Consider the following 20,628-nt stretch of genomic DNA (forward strand, 5'->3'; position numbering starts at 1 on the left):
GTACTTCCGTAAATTAAAAACAAAGATAAACCGGCAGGATTGGATTATCCTGCCGGTCTTTTTTTTGGTGGTCTTCAAGTCGGTCCTGAAGGATCTTCAAAGCTTAGATTTCAAGGCAGTCTATCAAGAATTTTTCCATTGCCTCATAGAAATCAAACTTGTTTTCCTGATTCATGAAACCGTGTCCCTCGTCCTCCTTCACCATGTATTCCACATTTATTCCCCTGCTTCTTAAGGCTTGCACAATCTGGTCGGATTCGGCTTTTTTGACTCTGGGATCATTTGCCCCTTGAGCCACAAATAATGGTGCCTTGATGCGGTCCACATGAAAAACCGGGGACACTTCCCGCAACATTTTGTAATCACGGACCGGGTCTCCTATCATTGTGTAAAATCGGTCCCGCTCAGTTTCCCAGTAAGGCGGCAGTGTTTCCAGAAGAGTAAACAGGTTTGAAGGTCCAACAAAATCTATTCCGCAGGCATATAGATCCGGGGTGAATGTCAGTCCCGCGAGGGTGGCATAGCCGCCATATGAAGCTCCGTAGATGGCAACACGTTCGGGATCGGCGATACCTTGTTCAACAAGCCAGTTTACAGCATCGGTGAGGTCGTCCTGCATTTTGCGGCCCCATTGCTTGAATCCCTTTTCCCAGAAGGAGCGTCCGTATCCGGTGGAACCGCGAAAGTTCACTTGTAGAACCGCTATTCCCCGATTGGCAAGGAACTGGACTTCCGGGTTGAATCCCCAGTGGTCTCGAGCCCATGGACCACCATGCGGGTTGAGTACTACTGGAAGGTTTTCGGGTTTCTTGCCCACGGGTAGGGTCAGGTAGCCGTTGATGGGCAGCTTATCCCGTGAGGTGAAAGATATGGGGCGCATTTTGGCCATTCGGGATTCATCCAGCCAAGGACTGACGTCAGCTATCTTTTCCAACTTTCGAGATTCAATGTCATAGATGTACCCCGCTCCCAGATTCCGGTCAGAATAAGTCCGGATAATGAATTTTGATTCCTCTTTATCTAAACCGCTTACCACTACCTCATAGCCAGGCAATTGGCTCTCGAGGTCATTCTGGATTTCCTCCCGTAGGTCGTCAAAGAAAACGTAATGATGCTTATCGGAGTAGTAACCTGCACCGGTGATTATCCGGCGCTTTTTAGAGCGCAATAACTGCGAGACATCAACATCCGGATGCTCGAAAACAAGTTGTTCAAGCTCAAGGGATTCGGGATTGAATAGATATATAGCGGCCTTGTCACGATTAAGGTTGGAAGAGACATAGATTTTGCGGTTATCAAAATCAAAGAACAGGGGAGCGAATCTGGTTCGGAAGTCCACAGTCTTGATGGCTTTGAACAACTCCTGTTCATTTTCTCGGTAAAGGATGACGTTGTAACCGCCCCGGCTGGCTATAGCCATGCGCAGGACTCCATCATTATCTGTAATCCAGCCAGTTATATCACCGGGATTTTTCGCCTTAAGTTTCAGCTCCCCACTCAATATGTTGAGACGGTAAACGTCAAACAGGCGCGGATCGCGTCTATTCATGGTAATCAGGATGTGTTCGTCATCGTTTTCCAGATCATCAAGAAGGTTGGTCCGTACGTTTTCGAATGGAGTCAGGTTTTTTGTTCCACTCCCGTCAAGACTGGCTGCGTAGGTATGAAAATTTTCATCTCCGCCTGTGTCCTGCCCGTAAACTATATTTTCGTTACCGACCCAGAAATATCCTGCTATACCTCGTCTGGTGGCATTAGTTACCTGTGTGATTCTTCCACTTGAAAGGTCTTTTACAAAAATATTCATACGATCCTGCCAGGGGGCAGTCCAGGCAACTTTTGTCCCGTCTGGCGAAATCGTAAAAGCTTCAGCTACAGGATTACGGAAAAAATCCCGCAGTGGAATCTGACCGGAATTATTAAGAGCCGGGGTATCCGGTAAAGCCTGAGGAGTGGTATTTTGAATAGAGCTGCAGGAAATTGCACAGGACAAGAGGACAAAAACAATAAGCAGGCAGGTCAGTTGTTTGATGTTTTTCATTTTTAATTTTCAGTTTGAGTTTGAGTTGGTTCCGGGTAAAAAAATACAGCTCCAGCACCTTCCTTTTTAGATTCATGTAGAGCTGAATCAACTTTTTTCAGCAGTGTCTCCGCGTTGTCATCCGGGGTGCAGGCCGCAATACCGATGTTAACATCGAAAGAGATATTGCCTGTATTTTTGTTTGATTCTATCAATCTGCTTATTTTTTCCACCAGATTGCGGGCGTTTTTTATGCTGGTGTGCGGGGCGAGAATTATGAATTTATCACCTCCCACTCTGTAAAAACTGTCTGGGCGGCGCAGGTTTTTGCGTATGGTTCTGGCAAAAGATGCCAGAAGTTTGTCCCCGGCTTTCTGGCCGTGGGCACGGTTTATATCCTTAAATTTGTGTATATCCATTTTAATCAGGACGAGATCTGCGCCATAGCGGGTAGCCGCCGCGACTTCGCGATCAGACTCTTCGTAGAATTTCATGCGGCCCGGAAGGTTGGTCAGGGTATCTCTTTCGGCAAGTTTCTGAATTGTAGACTTGCTGACCTCCTTTTCGCGGGCGTTTCGGATCAGTTCTTCTTTCATGGGATTATCCACGAAAAAAAAGTGAATTCCGACCAGAAGACAGATCATGAAAAGAATTGCGTATTCTATTTTAATCTTCCGGTTGGCATCGGATTTGTGAGTCTGGTAGATATCGTTAAGAGCCATAGACAATGCTTCATCGAGTCTCTTCAGAGTGATGGTCATCTTTTCTGTATTTTTTGATTGAGCTGCAGCTATGAAATTTAGAGCCCTGTTGAAAAGGTCAGTGTTTTCATGGTGCAGGTCTTTATAAAATCTTTGATTTTTGGGATATTTTTCAAGCTCTTCCAGAAAAGTCTGCATACGGTGAAAATCATAATCCGTACCGGTTTCAGAATTCATTGTGTCATATGCATTGAGCTTTATTCCGTTCAGTTTGGCCTGAACGTCGTTGTAGCCCCGTTGGTCAATGATGATGTTATGGAAAAAAGCAGCCGCTGCCAGTGACAGCAGCATTATCAGAGGCAGGGTTATTTTATATTTGAGCTGATTTGCGTCTTTGTGTCGCATGTATTTTACCTTGTAGCTTGTTTGTCGTTAATTTCCCCAGACTATCTTGATTCTAGCCTTGCCGGTAAATTATGTAAAATCAAAATATGCCGGATACAATTGTAAGTGAATTATTGATTTTTCGTTGTGCTCTTAAGCAGTAGACGTTTTGCGGATGAAACTGCTATCTTGTCAGGCTGAAGAGGTCTTGAGAACATTTAAATCGGCAGTTATTGTCTCTTTAGGAGCTTCCGCATACAAACATCTTTTTTACACAAATGCGGAATTGCGTGTATTTTTCTGTTGCCCTTATGCATTCCTTGAGCTAGGGAATCCGCGTGCACAGAAGGAAATCCAAGGAGAATAAAATTGTCCAAGGCAGACAGATATTCTAAAATGTATCCCATTTCATGGGAGCAACTGCACCGAGATTGCAGAGCATTGTCATGGCGGCTGCTTGAGCTGGGACCTTTTGAAGGTATTCTGGCAATTACCCGTGGCGGGCTTGTTCCCGCTGCAATTATTGCCCGCGAACTGGAAGTGAGACTTATCGACACAGTCTGCATTTCCACTTATGATTGGAAAACTCAGGAAAAGAAAGCTACTGTGCTTAAGGACTTCAAAGGTGACGGCGAAGGATGGCTTCTGGTTGACGATCTCGTTGATACCGGAGGAACAGCAAAGCTTGTCCGTGAAATGGTTCCTAAAGCCCATTTCGCAACAGTGTACGCCAAACCTGAAGGCCGTCCTCTGGTTGACACCTTCATAACTGAAGTAAGCCAGGACACCTGGATACTCTTTCCGTGGGACAGTGCAACACAGTTTGCACAACCCATTGTAAAGGTTTCGCAGGAAAAATCGGAAGTTTAAGGCCTGTATTTCAAGGCTTTAAGATAATTTAAGGATCAGAACAGACATTTGCATGCCAGCTGCCGGGCCAGGGAGTCCGGGGGCTGGTTGTGTATTTGTTTTTTATTTGTTTTGAGCCTTGTCTGTTATGTTAGAGGGAAGATTCGTTGGTACGGAACTTCGTTGACTGTTTCAAAATTGAATCAAGGAGTGGATGATGCGTAAAGTTCTGCTTATGGCCCTTGTTGCGGCTATGTCCGTAACTGTGGCGTCCGTGGCTTTTGCCGGAGCTAAGAAAGATAAGCTCAAAGTCGGTTTTGTCTACATTTCTCCCGTGGGTGACGAAGGTTACTCCTATGCCCAGGATCAGGGCCGTAAGGCAATTGATGCTCTTCCCTGGGTTGAAACTAAGTATGTTGAGTCCGTACCCGAAGGTCCTGACTCTGAGCGTGTTGTTCTCAACTTTGCCCGTAAGGGTTTTGACGTAATTTTCGGAACCAGCTTCGGTTACATGGACCCCATGGTCAAAGTTTCCAAGAAGTTCCCCAAAGTTGCTTTCATGCACTGCTCCGGTTTCAAGTCCACCCCGAACATGAGCAACTACTTCGGACGTATGTACCAGGCCCGTTACCTAACCGGTATCGTTGCTGGTATGATGACTGAATCTGACGTTATCGGTTACGTTGCAGCTTTCCCCATCCCCGAAGTCATCCGTGGTATCAACGCTTTCACTCTTGGTGTGCGCTCCGTTAACCCCGATGCAAAAGTCCGTGTTGTCTGGACCAAGACCTGGTATGACCCTGCATTGGAAAAAGACGCCGCTATTTCCCTTCTGGACATGAAAGCTGACATCATCACTCAGCATCAGGATTCTCCCGGTCCTCAGGAAGCTGCACAGGAACGTGGCAAATATTCCATCGCTTACAACTCCGATATGTCCAAGATGGCTCCCAAGGCCCATCTCACCGCTGCTGTTTGGAACTGGGCTCCCCTGTTCAAGAACACAGTTGAGCAGGTTCGTGACGGTGTCTGGCAGGGCAATGAATCCCTCTGGTGGGGCATGGATCAGGGCGTAGTTGATATCGCTCCTTTCGGTCCCATGGTTCCCCAGAACGTCAAGGATAAAGTCCTTGAGGCCAAAAAAGCCATTGTCGAAGGAAAAAATGCTGTTTTCGTAGGTCCCCTCAAAGACCAGAACGGCAAGGAAATCGTCCCCGCCGGAAAAACCATGACTGATCCCGAGATGCTCGGTATGAACTGGTTTGTTGAAGGCGTAATCGGAAATACCAAGTAATTATTTATGATGGGTTATCGCTTACAAAAGCGCGACGAACCCTGGAACTGGGGCGTCCCGATTATTGTCGTGGGCGCTCTGGTTTTATCCTTCGGGATCAGCGCGCTCCTGCTTGAATTGCAGGGTAAATCCGCCGTTCAGGGACTTCTTGTGCTTTGGCAGGGGTCCTTTGGTGCTTCATGGGCTTTGGAAGATGCCCTTTTAAAATCTATCCCTATTTTTCTTTGCGCACTGGGTGTTGCAATCGCATTCAGAATGCAGGTCTGGAACATTGGTGCTGAAGGACAGTTCGCCCTTGGCGCCATTGGTGCCACTTGGGCTGCGCTCACTTTTCCGGATCTCCCGGGATTGGTTCTGATGCCGCTGATGTTTGCCTGTGCCGCGCTGTTTGGTGCTTTTTGGGCCTATATCCCGGCAATACTGCGACTGAAGCTTCAGGTTAACGAGATTATTTCCACGTTGATGCTTAATTATATAGCCATTCTTCTGTTGGAATATCTTGTTTTCGGAGTCTGGAAAGATCCCGCCAGTTTCGGTTTTCCGGTTACTCCGGAATTTTCTCCCGCGGCCATCATAGATCAGATTGGTGATACCCGACTTCACTGGGGTTTTGCCGTATGCGTTGGGGCTGGAGTCGCTATGTGGGCTTTTATGCGTTTCACCCGCCTAGGATTTGAAATCAAGGTTGCCGGTGAGGGCGTCAAGGTCGCAATGTACTCCAGACTTCCTTACGGTATGCTGACCATTCTCGTTATGGCTCTTTCCGGTGCTCTGGCGGGCTGGGCTGGATGTATCGAGGCTTCAGCTACAATAAACAGGCTACAGCCTTCGATCATGGTCGGTTATGGATATACTGCGATTGTTGTGGCATGGCTTGCCCGCCTGCATCCACTTTATATCGGTATTTCCGCCTATCTTCTGGCCGCACTGCGGGTTGGTGTTGAGAATATGCAGCTTGAGCTGCAGACACCCGCATCATTCGGCTCGATTATGGAAGGGCTTATTCTTATGTCCGTTTTGGCCGGTCAGATGCTGGTTACTTATAAGATAGTCAAAAAGAATTAGTTCGGATCTGGTGTTTTGAGCCTTCTGGCAAAGGTCTTTTTATTTTTCAAAAGGTTTGCCGTTGCTCTAAAAGAGGTTGTGTCAGCCCCAGATTTTCAACTGGGTGTCTCCTGAGGAGTCTTGACCGGTCTCCATAATTGAGCAGCTTCCAGATTCTGTTAAAGATTTAGAGTCCGGATCAACTATTTAAAAGTTAATCCGGCCCTTGGAGAGGCCCCGGCCGGGTCACCGAAGGCAACATAAATTATGATGGTTAGTCCATCTGATCATTCCGGGTGATATAATGTTGGAAAGTTTTATTGTTCCCCTGCTGGCTGCGACTGTACAGTCAGGAACGCCTATACTTTACGCCACTCTGGGAGAAATTCTCACTGAGAAGGGCGGGGTGCTCAACCTTGGTGTCGAAGGCATGATGAGCATGGCTGCGTTTGCGGCTTTTTTCGTCACACTTACCACCGGTAACCCCTGGCTCGGTTTCATTGCCGGAGGTCTAGCAGGTTCCCTGATGGCTTCCCTGCATGGTCTTGTCTGTATCACCTGCCTCGGCAACCAGGTTGTTTCCGGTCTGGCTTTGACTATTCTCGGTGTGGGACTCTGCAACTTTCTCGGCACACCTTATATCGGGACTGCAACTGAAGGTTTTGACAAATTCAGCTTTCCTCTGCTTTCCGCGATTCCTTTCCTCGGTGATATCTTTTTCAAACAGGACGCCCTTGTTTATGTCTCCTATCTGATTCCTGTGCTGTTTATGCTTTTCATGAACCGAACCAGCCTTGGGCTTGCAATCACTGCGGTGGGAGAAAAACCGGCTGCTGCGGCCGCTGTCGGATTAAAAGCCATCCGGCTCCGCTGGATTGCTCTTCTCGGCGGTGGATTTCTTATCGGGCTCGGGGGGTCATACCTGTCTCTTGCCTACACTCACCTGTGGGCTAACGGTCTATCCGGAGGACGTGGGTGGATTGCTGTTGCTCTGGTAATTTTCGCATTCTGGAAACCCGGACGTGCTGTTTTCGGCGCTTATCTGTTTGGCGGAGTTATGGCTTTTCAGTTGCGATTGCAGGCTGTGGGCACACATATACCTTCCTCCCTGCTGCTGATGCTGCCTTATGCGTTGACCATTCTGGTGCTGATCTTTTCCGCGGTACGTGGCCGCAGCGGCGAAGCTCCGGCCCACCTTGGCGTAAACATCGAACCCGAAGGATAGGTGGTCACAATGAGTTCACAGCCTGATTTCACCCGTCCCGAATGCCAGAAAGCAACCGGTTTTGAAGGTTGCGATCCAATAATTTCCTTAAAAGGAATCACCAAACGCTTCGGAAAGGTGGTTGCTAACAATAAAATTTCTCTGGACCTTTACCCCGGACGCATCAAGGCTCTTCTCGGCGAGAACGGCGCAGGGAAAAGTACACTCATGTCCATGCTGGCAGGACGCTTCCGTCCTGATGAGGGTTTTATCGAAGTTGATGGCCAGCGAGTTGATTTTTCCAATTCCAAGGATGCCATCAAGGCCGGGATTGGAATGGTTTACCAGCACTTCATGCTCGTGGATACCATGACTGTCGCCCAGAATGTCCTGCTCGGTCAGGAAGGGGGCATGTTCGTGAACCCGCGTGAGATGGAAGAGCGTGTCCGCAAGCTTGCCGAGGATTACGAGCTTGAGATTGACCCCCGCGCTATGGTCAAGGATCTGTCCATGGGAGAAAAGCAGCGCGTTGAAATCATCAAGCTGCTTTACCGTGAGAGCAGGGTGCTCATCTTTGATGAACCCACAGCTGTTCTTACTCCAAGGGAAGCCTTCCGTCTTTTTGAAGCCTTGTGGGCCATGACCCGTCAGGGTAAATCCGTGGTATTTATCAGCCATAAGCTGGAAGAAGTCATGGCCATTGCTGATGAGGTGGCTATACTCCGCCGTGGTAATATTGACGCTGAAGTTCCTCGGGACAAGATTGTTTCTAAAGCCGATCTTGCCTGCCGAATGGTGGGTAAGGAAGTTTTACTTGAGGTTGACAAGGCTGAAGTTGAGATCGGTGATAAAGTTCTTGAAGTAAAGAATATGACCGGAATCGGGCTGCGTGATATCAATCTCGAGGTCAGAAAAGGCGAAGTGGTCGCCATTGTTGGAGTTGCAGGCAACGGGCAGCAGGAGCTTGTCGAAGGTGTTTGCGGGATGCGCAAGCCTCCCAAGGATACAATTTTCATAATGGGTAAGCCCTGGCGCAAATTTTTCTCTGAGATGACCTGGAATAATTCCATGTCTTATATTCCTGAAGATCGCTTGGATCTTGCCACCGCCCGCAATCTTGATCTGGTGGACAATCTGCTTTTGACAACCAGACAGGGATTCTCAACCGGCCCACTGCTTAACCGTGATAAAGCAGCCAAAGTTGCCGAGGAGCTTGTAGAATCTTATGATGTCCGTCCCGGGCGTACTCAGGCTCTGGCCTGGCAGCTTTCCGGCGGTAACCTGCAGAAAATGGTGCTAGCCCGTGAACTCTATCGTCAGCCGCATCTGATCGTTGCAGAGCAGCCTACACAGGGGCTCGATATTTCTGCTACGGAAGAAGTTTGGAAAAGACTGCTTGAAGCTCGTGAAATGGCCGGTGTACTGCTTGTGACTGGTGACCTTGGCGAGGCTCTTCAATTGGCGGATCGTGTTGCTGTAATGTATTGCGGACAGATCATGGACGAGTTTTCTGTAAACGATAAGGCTAAGGTAGACAGCATAGGTCTGCTGATGGCAGGCGTAAGGGAATAGAGTTTATTTCTTGAGTTTTGCTGGGGGAGGCCTTTTCATTATTGCCACCGCCGAACAATCAGAATTGAAATATTAATTAACCGGCTTTTACCATAACGAACGGTGAAAGCCGGTTTTTATTTTAGCATCTGCAAATTTGTTGGAAATTACATGAAGGATTCTCCGTAACTTAGAAGATAAGCTAAAAACGATAGGCAGATTAATTTACTGTGGCTTTACGAAGCCATAAGAGCTCTGCCATGTTTTATTTATGAGATCTTTCCGTTTTTAATTAAAGAGCGTAGCGGATTGTTTTTCCGGTATGTTCTACAAAGGTTTCAGCTTTTCTGACCGGATTGCTGGACGATATTGCCCGCCACAATAAATACAAGCCCCACCAGTGTGGAAAAAAGAATTTCTTCTCCGACTAAAAAATGAATAAAAATCAGAGAAAGGAATGGCGAGAGAAAGATAAGATTACTTATACGTGAAACTTTTTCAGTCAGTTTCATCGCGCTGAGCCATAAGGCAAAGGTGATTCCCATCTCGAAAAAACCCACGTAGGCAGCTGAAAGAATGGCGGGAACATTGAAAGGCGGAAGGCCGCTGATAATCAGCATGGTTACGGTTACAAGTGGTAATCCGAAACAGAAATTAAGAAACAGCCCCACCAGCGGGTCGGTTTTGCTTTTGGCATTGTAAATCCAGTAAAGGGCCCAGAGAATTGTGCTGAATAAGGCGAGGAATACCCCGTAACCGTTACTGAAGTTTATATCCAGAAGATTTCCGTGTGTTGAAATGACAACTACACCTAAATAACTGATAAAAATAGCAAGCAGTTCTCTGATGCTCATTTTCTGTCCCAGCAAAGGAATTGACAGTAGAGAAAGGGTGATAGCCCAGGTATAGTTCAGTGGCTGGGCTTCCTGCGCGGGAAGAAGATCGTAGGCTTTGAAAAGGACCACGTAGTAAAGGAAAGGGTTGAGCGCACCAAGCATACCGTTTTTGATCAGGTCTTTGGTGCTCATCCGGGTTATCAGGTCAGTTTTGTTTTGAATTTTCAGGATGATCAGTAAAGAGATAATGGAAAATATGACCGCGTAGAAAAGCAGATGCAGAGGCTGCATGCGCGATAAGGCAATTTTGAAAGCCGATGCGACAGTAGACCAGATTAGAACAGCGGATATTCCGTACAGGTACGCTTTTTTCTGGTCGAACTGTTGCATGTCTGGCTCCGTTAGAAATATGGGGACCTACACTTCTCATTAAAGGGTAAGTCCCCGGAGATTGATAATGGTTCTGTGACAGTCCCACTTAAGGGGCGGTGGGACCATGTTCAAGTATCATCCTGCGTATCAGGTCTGGATGATCTGATGTTTCAGTGGAAAAAACTTAAATTATGACATGTCTCTTGATATGGGCCACGGCTTCTTCCGGAGAATCCGTTACGTAGAAGAGATTCAGGTCATCCTCGTTGCAGTAGCCGTCTTTGACCATTCTGTTCTTAAACCAGTCTATCAATCCTTCCCAGTATTCACTGCCCATGAGGATGATAGGGAACGGTTTGATCCGTTTGGTCTGAATCAGTACCAGTGCTTCCGAGAGTTCATCGAGAGTGCCGTAGCCGCCGGGCATGGCGATGTATGCTAACGCATATTTTATGAACATTACCTTGCGGATGAAAAAGTAATTGTAGTCACTTTTAACATTCAGGTAAGGGTTTGAGTGCTGTTCAAACGGAAGGTGGATATGCAGACCTATTGATTCTCCGCCAGCCTCATAAGCCCCTTTGTTACCAGCTTCCATCAGTCCCGGCCCGCCTCCGGTAATAACCGAATACCCGGCTCCGGTAAGCAGTTGGGCCAGATGTTCTGTCTGATGATAGAGAGGATGGTCCTGCGGGACACGTGCAGAGCCGAATATGGAGACAGCCGGACCTATTTCGCTCATGGTTTCGAATCCGTCCACCACTTCGGCCATAATTTTGAAAAGTCTCCATGATTCCTTCATGGAAAGATCATCAATCACGTATTGTTTCGATTTGTGCATTTCAACCTCTTGCAGTTATATATCCATCGGGTATTGCTTTACGGTGTTGCCTGAAATCCATAATTGGTGCATGTAACAGTGCATTCGAACTATCAAAAAACGAATGATAAGGATAGTCTGAAAAGGCCCGGTCATTGGTTGCGGGCTGATATCTTGGCGTCAATTGCGGATATATTGGAGGATGAATGAAGATCACTTTTATGGGGGCAGCTAAAACCGTTACCGGTTCCTGCTATATTATTGAGACGGAAAATGCCAGATTTGCCGTGGATTGCGGCCTGCATCAGGGTAATGCCGAAATCGAGAAGAGAAACAGAGGGATTGAGGACTACCGTCCTAAAGATCTTGATTTTATCCTTATAACACACGCACATATTGATCATACCGGGCTGCTTCCCGCAGCTGTAAGAGCTGGGTTTGACGGGCCTATATATATGACTCAGCCCACCCGAGATCTTCTTGATATAATGCTGCTTGACAGTGCCTATATTCAGGAAATGGAAACCGAGTGGGCGAACCGTAAAAGGTTGCGTAAAGGCCAGGCTCCCATCAGCCCTTTGTATGAGCAGGAAGACGCAGTAAAAACCACTCCTTTGATGCGGACAGTCCAGTACGGTTCTTCTTTTGAGCCGGTTGAAGGTATTACCGTCAGCTTCCGGGATGCAGGGCATATCTTGGGATCGGCTTTCATTGAATTATGGGTGAAGGAAAACGGGGATACCACTAAAGTCGTTTTTTCAGGCGACCTTGGACATAAAGATCAGTTGATTGTCCGAAATCCCAGTATCATTGAAAAAGCTGATTATCTGCTGATGGAGTCAACGTACGGTGACCGTAACCATAAGGATTCCTCAAACAGTCTGAATGAACTGGCTGAAGCTATAGAATGGAGTTATTCCCAAGGGGGAAAAGTTGTTATTCCCGCTTTTGCGGTTGAACGTTCACAGCAGCTTATCTATACTCTGTTCCTTCTTTACAAAGAAGGCAAGCTGCCGGAGGATATGCCGGTTTATCTGGACAGCCCTTTGGCGATCAAGGCCACTGAAGTTTTTCGGAATCATCCAGAATTTTTTGACATGGATACCACGGAGCTGATCCATAACGGAGAAGATCCTCTTTCACTGCCCAATCTGAAGTTCACACTCGATACCGCATCTTCACAGGCGATCAATAATACCAAAGGACCTGCTGTTGTTATTTCGGCCAGCGGAATGGCTAACGCGGGACGAATAAAACATCATCTGCGTCACAATATCTGGAGAAAGGAATCTTCCGTTGTCTTTGTTGGCTACCAGGGTGTCGGAACTCCGGGACGCCGGCTGGTAAACGGTGCCGACAATATCACTCTGTTCGGTGAAAAGCTTAAGGTTGAAGCAAAGATTTTCACAATCAACGGCTTTTCCGGTCACGCCGGGCAGGATGAAATGATTGACTGGCTGAAAAACTTTGACAGTCCGGGCATGAAAGTCATATTGACCCACGGCGAGGCAAAAGGTCAGAAAGTTCTTTCGGGGCGTATTAAACAGGAGCTAGGCTACAAGGTACATATTGCCGACTACAGGGAAGAACTGATGCTTGTTCCCAGTGGTGAAATGCAGCCGGTGGTTAAGGAAAAGCCTGAGCAGCAGGTTGATTGGGAGTTTCTGTTGAAGGATTCTGAGAATCTTTTTACTGAATTTCGCACCCGGCTGGACAAGGTTAAAGCCAAGTCTTTCATAAACCAGACAGACCTGAGAGATAAACTGCTGGATATCAACCGGCAGGTTATTGAACTCATTTCGGAATTGTAGATAAATGAGACTGATAAGCGGTAAATACGGCGGACGTGTAATTAAAACTGCCAGTGGGCCCGGATATCGTCCTGCTACCTCCAAGGTTAGACAGGCTGTGTTTTCAATGCTTGAATCCCGGGGCGTTGAGTGGGACGGTTTGCGTGTTGCTGATATGTTTGCCGGAAGTGGCTCCCTTGCCATTGAAGCTTTGAGCAGGGGAGCCGAGTATACCCTTTTCGTGGAGAAGAATGGACGTGCCGCATCCCTGATTGGAGTAAACCTCAAGGATCTGGGTGTGTCGTCTAAAGAATACCGGGTTTTGAAAGCGGATCTGTTCAAGGTTCTTTCAAAAACACCGGATAAACCTTACGACTTGATTTTCATCGACCCTCCGTATGGCTATGACCTGCTGCCTAAAGCCCTTGATATGGTTTTGGAGAAAGGCTGGCTATCCGAAGACGGTTTTGTTCTGGCGGAAGTAGAGGAAAAGGCCGGAGCGCCTGAGTCACCCCTGACTGATTGTCTCGATCTTCTGGTGAACAAACTTTATGGTCAAACAAGGATATTATTATGGCAGAAGCAAAACCCGTAACAGCAGTATTTCCCGGAACATTCGACCCTTTCACCCGCGGCCATTTTTCACTGGTCATGCGTGGGATCAAGACTTTCAACAAAGTGATTGTGGCTGTTGCGGGGAGCACATCCAAGCGTTGTAAATTCTCCCTCGATGAGCGGGTGGATATGGCCAAAAGAATTTTTGAGCACCACCCTCAGGTTGAGGTAGAGTCCTTCGATGGGCTGCTTGTCCATTATGCGAAGAAAAGCCCAGCCAATGTCATTATGCGCGGACTCCGTGCTGTTTCAGATTTTGAATATGAATTTCAGATGGCTCTCATGAACCGAAGGCTGGATAATGAAATCCAGACTGTATTTCTGATGACTGACTACAAGTGGATGTATCTCAGTTCCACCATTATAAAAGATGTTGCAGTAAATGGCGGAGATATCAAGGGCCTCGTTCCCCGTCAGATTTATGATGAAGTTGTTGAGAGACTCGTGCCCCCGGAATTAAGGAATGAGTAAAAGACCTGTCGTCTGTATTCTCGGTCCCACGGGGGCCGGTAAGACCTCAACGTCTCTTGGTATGGCCCGGAGATTTCCTGTGCGGGTTATCAATTTCGATTCCCGGCAGGTATACAGTGATTTTCCGGTTATCACCGCCCAGCCCAGTGAAGAAGAAAGGGCTGTCTGTCCACATGAGCTATATGGATTTCTGCCAACGACAGAAACCATTAACGCTGCCGGTTTTGTTAAGCTGGCTGAAGACCGGATTGAAAGAACATCTTCAGGTGAAATTCCAGTTCTGGTCGGTGGCACAGGCATGTATCTGCAAAGCCTGACTTCAGGTCTTGCTCCGATACCTGATATCCCTGAAGATATCCGGGAAAGGATAAGAAGGCGGGCGGAAGAGGAGGGAGGCCCTGCTCTCTACGCTGAGCTTGAAAAGATTGACCCGGAATACTGCAAGCGCACCCACCCCAATAACCGCCAGCGCAATGCCAGGGCTCTTGAAGTTTACGAAGCCACAGGGAAGACATTCACCTGGTGGCATAACCGTGAGGTTCCCCCTTCTTCATACAGTTTTCTCAAGATCGGCATAATGGTTGATCTTGATGCACTGACTCCGCTTTTAAACTACCGCATAGAAAAAATGATTGAAGCCGGAGCTGTGGAAGAGGCTCGGAAAGCATGGGAGATCTGTCCTGATGAGAAGGCCCCGGGCTGGACGGGAATCGGTTGCAGCGAATTGCTCCGTTATATCAAAGGGGAAATTGATATGGAGGAGACAAAACGGTTATGGGCCAAAAACACCCGTGCCTATGCTAAACGGCAGCTGACATGGTTCAAGCGCGAAAAAGACATCCACTGGTTCGCGCCGGAGGATCATGCAAAGGCTGTTGAATACGTGGAACAGTGGCTTGCGGATTGCGGCCGGGAAGGATAATACATAGAGAAATTTTCGGAAATCTGGACCGTAAGGCATTTATTCTCTTTTATATGGCCTCTCTTTAGGGGAAACATAATTGAAACATGCATTAAGGCGGAACCCGTCCGGCAGCGGCTTTTGGAAGGGTATTGACCGAGACGGGAATGATCAGATTTTGGACCCGGATAGTGCCGGAGTCAGCTAAAGAAGGATAGATATGAAAAAGTATACAGCTCTAGCATTGTTCATGCTGCTCGCGTTTGCTTCTGCAGCCTGCGCACAGGAGCCTGCACCTAATAGCGGTAACGGTTTCGGCGGACTGGTTATCGAGATGGCCGGAAGTAAGGTCAACTGGGGGGACGGATATATTTCCGCTACTTCGGAAATACTTCCCATGCAGGACACAATTGATCCACAGAGGACCCGGGCCCTGGCTGTTCGTCAGGGAGGAGTTGAAACGAGAAAAAAACTGCTGGATACAGTTCTATCGCTGAGTCTTGACGGATCCAAGAGCATTTCCGATGTGCATGGGGATGATATCAAAGTGATGAATTCGCTTAGGGGATTCATTCAGAATTCACTTCTTGAGACTTCCGTTCAGGAGTCCGGAACTGTGACTATTTCAGCTTCTCTTGATCTTCGTGACGGTCTTTCATCAATCATTATTCCTCCTACTATCCCCTTCCTTTCCGGCATAGCTCCGACTCTGTCAGGGAAACGCTCTGATGTGGATATGGTGCAGGAATTATCAGATGCAGCTGGTTTCAATGGCCGTGAAGCCGGAGTTCACAGCGGAGTAGTTATCGACGCCAGAGGATTCAGGTTGAATCCTGTACTGCTTCCTCTCATATATGACGGACGTGGAGTGGGAGTTTACGGCGCTTTTTCAGTTAGCCGTGAGGCTGTGATAAAGAATGGTCTTGTGGCTTACATGACTGATGAAAATTCTGAGAATCTTAGGAATCGTGTGGGTAATTTTCCCCTGAAAGTCAAGCCTGTAAATGTTACCGGCACCGGACATTCCGATCTTATTTTATCCCTTGAAGATGGCGCGAAGGTCAAATCCGTATTGAAAAGGAAGTCTGTCATAGATAAATGCTCGGTTGTGATTCTGGTTGATGATTCCGCTGGCGGACTTGAACAGTCAGATGACTCAGCTTCAGGAGTATCAGCGGAAAGCATTGCAACGGAGGCGGACAAAGTAATTGATGCAGAAAGCGGGATTCAGGAAGAACCTCTCAATGACAGCAAGCCCTTGCCGGCTCAGCAGTAAATAATTATCCGGAGAAAAAGTGTTTTTTTCAATGCATACCAAGAAGTTTTTCGTTGCTGTACTTGCGGCAGTCCTTTTAGGAACAATAGCTCCTGCTTATGCAGCCAAGGTCCAGATTTTCAAGGCAGTTGATCCAGAGAAAGAGGTTTCCTCCCGGGTTTTGCAGGATCAGGCTGTGACGCAGGCTTTTGCACAGGCTCTTTATTCGGAATCAGTTCGCATGATTCCCGGTACTCTCTCTCCGGAAAGGGGTGAAGCCCTTAAATGGATTTTCGGGAAAAATTATGAAAACTATATTACCGGTTACAAGGACATGGACGTCAGGCAGGAAGAAGCCGGTGTTTCGGTAAGTATTGATGTTAATATCAACCGGAAGTTCCTTCGGGAGTCTTTGAAAAAGATGGGTATGTTTTCCGCCCAGAGCGGGAAGGTTGAGAGCCAGATTAATATTTCTAATGGAAAATATGAACTGAGTGCATGGCAGCAGAATAATCAGGATGAAGACGTTCAGAATCTCATGAACCTCTATAACATCGAGAAAGTCACAACTGCCGGAAATGGAACCGTAATTTTCAACGTTAACCATGTCAGTAAGAAGAGATGGAGCGGTGATCTGAAAATAGCGGCTGATAAGTGGTATGCAGCAGGAGCTGACCTTGAGTCTGTCTGGCGTCAGCTCTGGGAAAAGTATTACGGAGCTAAAAGTGCCGATATTTTAAGCAACCCCAAAGCTCTGTTAGTAGTAAGAGGCTGGTTTAATCCCGATGGAGTCCGTGAGTTCGGGCGCAAGCTCAAGTCCTGGGATTCCGCTGTACAGGAGGTCGTGCTGCAGGATGTGGAAATGAAACCCACCTCAGTCTCGGCAAGCTGGTCTCTGGAAGTTTCTGATCAGTGGGTACTGCGCAGCTATCTTAATGATTACCTCCCCCCCCGTGGGCTGAGTTTCAACCTGGAAGGGTTGGAAACGGAGCAATAGAAGGCAGAAAGTGTGTCGAGACAAAAAATCTGGACCATACCTAATTTGATAACTATTTTCCGGATTTTACTGACTCCGGGATTTGTGATTGCTTATCTGGATCAGAATTTTGTCGCGGCATGGCTGCTTTTCATGGTGGCCGGATTTTCAGATGCACTGGATGGTTTTCTGGCCCGGATTCTCAGGCAGAGGACTGAATTCGGGGCCATGATTGACCCGCTGGCTGATAAAATTTTGCTTATTACGTCTTTTCTCTGCCTGTCAGCTCAGGGATTTATTTCGAATTGGCTGACCGTGCTGGTGATATTCAGGGATCTTGTGATAGTTGGCGGACTCAGTCTGTTGAAGTTTTACGGTATGGACGTAGAGAAAAGAATTGACCCGCTATGGAGCAGTAAGATAACGACCGCTTTGCAAATAATGGTTGTATTTATAGTGCTTTGTGGCTTGGCTTTCGGTTGGGAAGTCGGGGGTGTCCTGCCGGGGCTGGAAATTACGGCCGCTTTGTTCACGCTTATTTCCGGGGCTGTTTATCTTAAGAGAGGGATGGCCATGTTTGCGGAGATAGAAGGGTAATATAAACCCCGGCCAGCTTTTCAACGGACCGGGGCTTGGCTAACAGCTTAAGAGTTTAACATCCTGTAGATTTTAAGCTTCTTTGTCCTTATCTTTTGACGGTGTCACGTCAATTTCTTCAGGTTCACTGCTTGCTTTTTTGAAATTTTGAATGGCGCGGCCCAGTCCGCTTCCGACTTCGGGCAGCTTTTTGGCACCGAAAATCAATACGATAATGACCACAATTAAAAGTATTTCTGTTATTCCAAGACCGAACATTTTCTTCCTCCAATGATAGACGGTTACGCACTTTCTACACGGGCAGGGGAGTAAGGTCAAGAATGTCTTCTTATCCCGGAACGGCACGGAAAATATACATTTTTAAACTTTACAAACCGCAGATGCGAACATAGTTCTTCAGTTGAAGCGAAATTGGGCAATGGTCGATTGGAAAAGGATTGCCCGGAGGTTTTTTTGGCTAAAGTTACTAAAATGCCGGGGCGCAAATGCCGTTATTTTGTCTCCGGCAGATGCCTTTATGAAGAGATGCTTAATCCCGGGTATAATCGCGGGTGGCGTTGCCGGGTGATTAAAGAGCTCGAAGGCGAGTATGACAATCTGCTGCGGCAGGCGGAAGCTTTCAGGCTGGATGAACAGGCTTTTACCGAGCTTTGGGAACATAGGATCGAAGAACACTTGAAATCCTCGGTTGTGTGTCGCAAAATGATTCCTTCCGAAGAGGATGGTTATCCGTTCTGCGCTGCTTTGTATGATGAAGTCTGTCTTTTTGAACTTGAGAACTGTATGGGAATCTGCAAAAAGTTCGAACTTGAAAGGGACTGATAGTTTAAGTTTCTATCAAATGGCAGTCCGATACAGCCGCAGAATTTATTTTTTTACTATAAGTAAATGTAAGGGAGTTTTACCGTGCTGATATATTTCCCGCAAATGCATGAGGAACTTGTTTCGGAGAAAGTCGAGGGTGCTGTACTTTTTGATCCGGGTATTGACCGGGAGCAGAGTGGCGAAATACCCGTTTTTCGACCGGATGACCTGCCTGTGGAGCCTGTTACCTGCCGTCGTATGGTAGATGACTTTGTCAGCTACGGTGAGAGCTTAGGGGATATGTTCAAGGTGATTGCAAATCCCCAGTCTGCAGATAAGGATCAGTTCGGAGAGAGAACTTCCGCAATTCAGAGCGCTCTTCTCGCAAGTCTGGACCCGACCGTTGACACTGTAAAAGATGAAGCGGTCAGAAAACAGAATCAGATTGTGCTTGCTCTTGTGTATGCCTACGAGGCTAAGCATATCGAACTTAAAGGGCTTGAGGAAAGCCTTGGCGAAAAATGGTCCGGCTTCGGTGAGAGTCTCGGACTTGATGTCGAAAGTGAAGATGACCGGAAAACAATGGCTCTGGGAGGGTTGATGGCTAATCTCCCGGGCATCGGCGGCGGTTCATTTCAACTTCCCTGGCAGAAGGTTCTGGAAGGATTTGCACTGTTGCTTCCTGAAAATACTGCTTTGGTTACATCTGATGCTGAAGCTGTTTCCTATTGGCGGGACAGGGATATCGAAATTTTTGAAAAAGAAGACCTTTTGAGCGGCAAGACCCTGGCATTGCGCGAAAAAGCCTGGAAGCTTCTCGGAATGTCTTCATTGCCTGAAGAGAAACCATGGCTGGATCGTGAGTTCACTATCGCGCTTGTTGCCGATTAGGCTTCTCAATAGTCAGGACAACATACTGGCACGATGATTTCCGCAAACTATTAAACGGAGCTGTCCTTAAGATGGAATCCATACACATCAGCGACATCACCCCTCCTGACTTTGTTAAAGAGGTCAAAGGAATTATTTTTGATTGTGATGGTGTGCTGATCAATTCATTTGAAGCAAACAAATGGTATTACAACTGGTTTAAAAACAGGTTTGGACTTGAGCCAATGACTTCCGAAGAGGAGAAGTTCGTTCACGCCCACACTCATGCCGAATCCATGAAGCATATAATGCCCGCTGATTCGCTGGAGGAGGCCATGAGCCTTTGTGGTCTTCCTGAACTGAGGGAAGGGCTCAACTACATTCAGGTTGAAGACGGGTTGAGCAGGCTTCTTGAATGGTTGCGAACCAACAGAATCAAAATGGGAATAAACACCAATCGCACTGATACTCTTCCAATGGTGCTTCAGAAATTCAACATTGAAGATTTTTTTAATCCAGCCGTTACCTCTACGACTTTATCGGTGACAAAACCACATCCGGCCGGAGTCCATTACATCCTTGATAAATGGAAAATGAAGCCGGAGGAAGTTGTTTACATCGGCGACACATGGGTTGATGAAAGTTGTGCTGAAAGGGCGGGAGTTGAATTCTGGGCCTATCGAAGTCCCGGACTTAATGCCCGTCTGCACATAGACAGCTACTGGACGCTTTGCAATCTGCTTGAAAAAGCCCGCAATCAGGTCTGGGGAAGCTGTTCCTGTTAGTTGGATATTGAATAAATCCGGATTTTTGGGCTTCTTAAAGCTTATTTGTCCGGTTTTTAATTATTAAATTGACCAGAAATCACTTATTGGGGCTGAAAAGAGTTGATTATTGGCCCCTGCTGTGACAATTTAAAGTCAAGGCTGGAGGGTCGCCTCTCCGGTCCAGTCCGTAAGGAGTTAATTTCATGGATATAGTTATTATGTCTCTGGTAGAGGTTATCAGCACCCTTCTGAGTCTCTACATGTGGGTGGTTATCATTTCCGCTCTCATTACCTGGGTCAATCCTGATCCTTACAATCCCATTGTTCGTTTTCTCCGCAGTGTAACCGAGCCTGTTTTTGCCAAAGTAAGGCAGTTTCTTCCCTTTGTTAACATCGGCGGATTTGACCTTTCTCCCATAGTTGTTCTTGTTGTTATTCAGATTCTGAACAATATCCTTGTTCGAGGCGTAGCCAGAGTGGCATACGGGATGTAAAACCCGGAGGTGG

The 20,628-nt window shown here is 47.2% G+C and carries 21 protein-coding genes; 16 read left to right on the forward strand and 5 right to left on the reverse strand.

All coding sequences use genetic code 11. The features are described from left to right. Positions 1 to 103: 103 nt before the first annotated feature. The gene (locus ACZ5PW_RS10025) at positions 104 to 2,041 is read right to left on the reverse strand and encodes a S9 family peptidase (RefSeq protein ID WP_464552791.1); all 1,938 of its coding nucleotides are present in this window, start codon (positions 2,039 to 2,041) and stop codon (positions 104 to 106) included. A 2-nt stretch (positions 2,042 to 2,043) separates the two neighbouring features. After that, a complete protein-coding gene (locus tag ACZ5PW_RS10030; RefSeq protein ID WP_464552794.1) occupies positions 2,044 to 3,126 on the reverse strand; it encodes a GGDEF domain-containing protein in 1,083 nt (360 codons plus the stop codon). Positions 3,127 to 3,474: 348 nt separating this feature from the next. Here ACZ5PW_RS10030 and gpt point away from each other — a divergent pair, with 348 nt between their 5' ends. The 5 genes from gpt (at position 3,475) to ACZ5PW_RS10055 (ending at position 9,068) form a co-directional block, all read left to right on the forward strand. Beyond that, positions 3,475 to 3,975, forward strand: a complete 501-nt coding sequence (gpt, locus tag ACZ5PW_RS10035) for a xanthine phosphoribosyltransferase (protein WP_464552797.1) — start codon at positions 3,475 to 3,477, stop codon at positions 3,973 to 3,975. Positions 3,976 to 4,171: 196 nt separating this feature from the next. Next, on the forward strand, positions 4,172 to 5,248 hold the full coding sequence (locus tag ACZ5PW_RS10040; protein WP_464560389.1) for a BMP family ABC transporter substrate-binding protein: 1,077 nt from the start codon (positions 4,172 to 4,174) through the stop codon (positions 5,246 to 5,248). A gap of 6 nt (positions 5,249 to 5,254) precedes the next feature. Further along, positions 5,255 to 6,313: an ABC transporter permease gene (locus tag ACZ5PW_RS10045; protein ID WP_464552800.1), complete on the forward strand. Its 1,059-nt coding sequence runs from the start codon at positions 5,255 to 5,257 to the stop codon at positions 6,311 to 6,313. A gap of 283 nt (positions 6,314 to 6,596) precedes the next feature. Next, positions 6,597 to 7,517, forward strand: coding sequence for an ABC transporter permease (locus ACZ5PW_RS10050; RefSeq protein WP_464552803.1), 921 nt, complete (start codon positions 6,597 to 6,599; stop codon positions 7,515 to 7,517). Between the two features lie 9 nt (positions 7,518 to 7,526). Then, positions 7,527 to 9,068: an ABC transporter ATP-binding protein gene (locus tag ACZ5PW_RS10055; protein ID WP_464552806.1), complete on the forward strand. Its 1,542-nt coding sequence runs from the start codon at positions 7,527 to 7,529 to the stop codon at positions 9,066 to 9,068. Between the two features lie 317 nt (positions 9,069 to 9,385). Here ACZ5PW_RS10055 and ACZ5PW_RS10060 read toward each other — a convergent pair whose 3' ends face one another. Together ACZ5PW_RS10060 and ACZ5PW_RS10065 are read right to left on the reverse strand one after the other, a co-directional pair. Continuing rightward, positions 9,386 to 10,273, reverse strand: coding sequence for a DMT family transporter (locus tag ACZ5PW_RS10060; RefSeq protein ID WP_464552809.1), 888 nt, complete (start codon positions 10,271 to 10,273; stop codon positions 9,386 to 9,388). Positions 10,274 to 10,439: 166 nt separating this feature from the next. After that, complete coding sequence (locus ACZ5PW_RS10065) at positions 10,440 to 11,096, reverse strand: LOG family protein (protein WP_464552812.1); 657 nt, start codon at positions 11,094 to 11,096, stop codon at positions 10,440 to 10,442. A gap of 185 nt (positions 11,097 to 11,281) precedes the next feature. Between ACZ5PW_RS10065 and ACZ5PW_RS10070 the strand changes: the two genes are divergently transcribed. From ACZ5PW_RS10070 to ACZ5PW_RS10100, 7 genes are all read left to right on the forward strand, one after another. Continuing rightward, positions 11,282 to 12,886, forward strand: a complete 1,605-nt coding sequence (locus ACZ5PW_RS10070; protein WP_464552815.1) for an MBL fold metallo-hydrolase RNA specificity domain-containing protein — start codon at positions 11,282 to 11,284, stop codon at positions 12,884 to 12,886. A 4-nt stretch (positions 12,887 to 12,890) separates the two neighbouring features. Then, positions 12,891 to 13,460 (forward strand): 16S rRNA (guanine(966)-N(2))-methyltransferase RsmD, encoded by a 570-nt coding sequence (gene rsmD / locus ACZ5PW_RS10075; protein WP_464552818.1) that lies wholly within the window; start codon positions 12,891 to 12,893, stop codon positions 13,458 to 13,460. Beyond that, a complete protein-coding gene (coaD, locus tag ACZ5PW_RS10080; RefSeq protein ID WP_464552821.1) occupies positions 13,439 to 13,951 on the forward strand; it encodes a pantetheine-phosphate adenylyltransferase in 513 nt (170 codons plus the stop codon). The genes rsmD and coaD overlap by 22 nt, the downstream gene beginning before the upstream one ends. Beyond that, positions 13,944 to 14,873 carry a tRNA (adenosine(37)-N6)-dimethylallyltransferase MiaA gene (gene miaA, locus ACZ5PW_RS10085; protein WP_464552824.1) on the forward strand — a complete coding sequence of 310 codons (930 nt, stop codon included), beginning with the start codon at positions 13,944 to 13,946 and terminating at the stop codon, positions 14,871 to 14,873. The genes coaD and miaA overlap by 8 nt, the downstream gene beginning before the upstream one ends. Before the next feature lie 199 nt (positions 14,874 to 15,072). Further along, on the forward strand, positions 15,073 to 16,128 hold the full coding sequence (locus ACZ5PW_RS10090; RefSeq protein WP_464552827.1) for a hypothetical protein: 1,056 nt from the start codon (positions 15,073 to 15,075) through the stop codon (positions 16,126 to 16,128). Between the two features lie 19 nt (positions 16,129 to 16,147). Continuing rightward, entirely contained in the window at positions 16,148 to 17,104 is a 957-nt protein-coding gene (locus ACZ5PW_RS10095) for a hypothetical protein (RefSeq protein ID WP_464552831.1), read from the forward strand. Between the two features lie 12 nt (positions 17,105 to 17,116). Then, the gene (locus ACZ5PW_RS10100; protein ID WP_464552834.1) at positions 17,117 to 17,680 is read left to right on the forward strand and encodes a CDP-alcohol phosphatidyltransferase family protein; all 564 of its coding nucleotides are present in this window, start codon (positions 17,117 to 17,119) and stop codon (positions 17,678 to 17,680) included. A 72-nt stretch (positions 17,681 to 17,752) separates the two neighbouring features. On the opposite strand, the gene ACZ5PW_RS10105 is transcribed toward ACZ5PW_RS10100, so the two are convergent. Further along, the gene (locus ACZ5PW_RS10105) at positions 17,753 to 17,938 is read right to left on the reverse strand and encodes a twin-arginine translocase TatA/TatE family subunit (RefSeq protein WP_464552837.1); all 186 of its coding nucleotides are present in this window, start codon (positions 17,936 to 17,938) and stop codon (positions 17,753 to 17,755) included. Positions 17,939 to 18,133: 195 nt separating this feature from the next. Between ACZ5PW_RS10105 and ACZ5PW_RS10110 the strand changes: the two genes are divergently transcribed. The 4 genes from ACZ5PW_RS10110 (at position 18,134) to ACZ5PW_RS10125 (ending at position 20,615) form a co-directional block, all read left to right on the forward strand. After that, a complete protein-coding gene (locus ACZ5PW_RS10110) occupies positions 18,134 to 18,502 on the forward strand; it encodes a hypothetical protein (protein ID WP_464552840.1) in 369 nt (122 codons plus the stop codon). Between the two features lie 84 nt (positions 18,503 to 18,586). Continuing rightward, positions 18,587 to 19,375 carry a hypothetical protein gene (locus ACZ5PW_RS10115; RefSeq protein WP_464552844.1) on the forward strand — a complete coding sequence of 263 codons (789 nt, stop codon included), beginning with the start codon at positions 18,587 to 18,589 and terminating at the stop codon, positions 19,373 to 19,375. Positions 19,376 to 19,446: 71 nt separating this feature from the next. Further along, positions 19,447 to 20,139, forward strand: coding sequence for an HAD family hydrolase (locus ACZ5PW_RS10120; RefSeq protein WP_464552847.1), 693 nt, complete (start codon positions 19,447 to 19,449; stop codon positions 20,137 to 20,139). Between the two features lie 185 nt (positions 20,140 to 20,324). After that, positions 20,325 to 20,615: a YggT family protein gene (locus tag ACZ5PW_RS10125; RefSeq protein WP_464552851.1), complete on the forward strand. Its 291-nt coding sequence runs from the start codon at positions 20,325 to 20,327 to the stop codon at positions 20,613 to 20,615. Positions 20,616 to 20,628: the final 13 nt, after the last annotated feature.

Source organism: Maridesulfovibrio salinus (assembly GCF_055394525.1).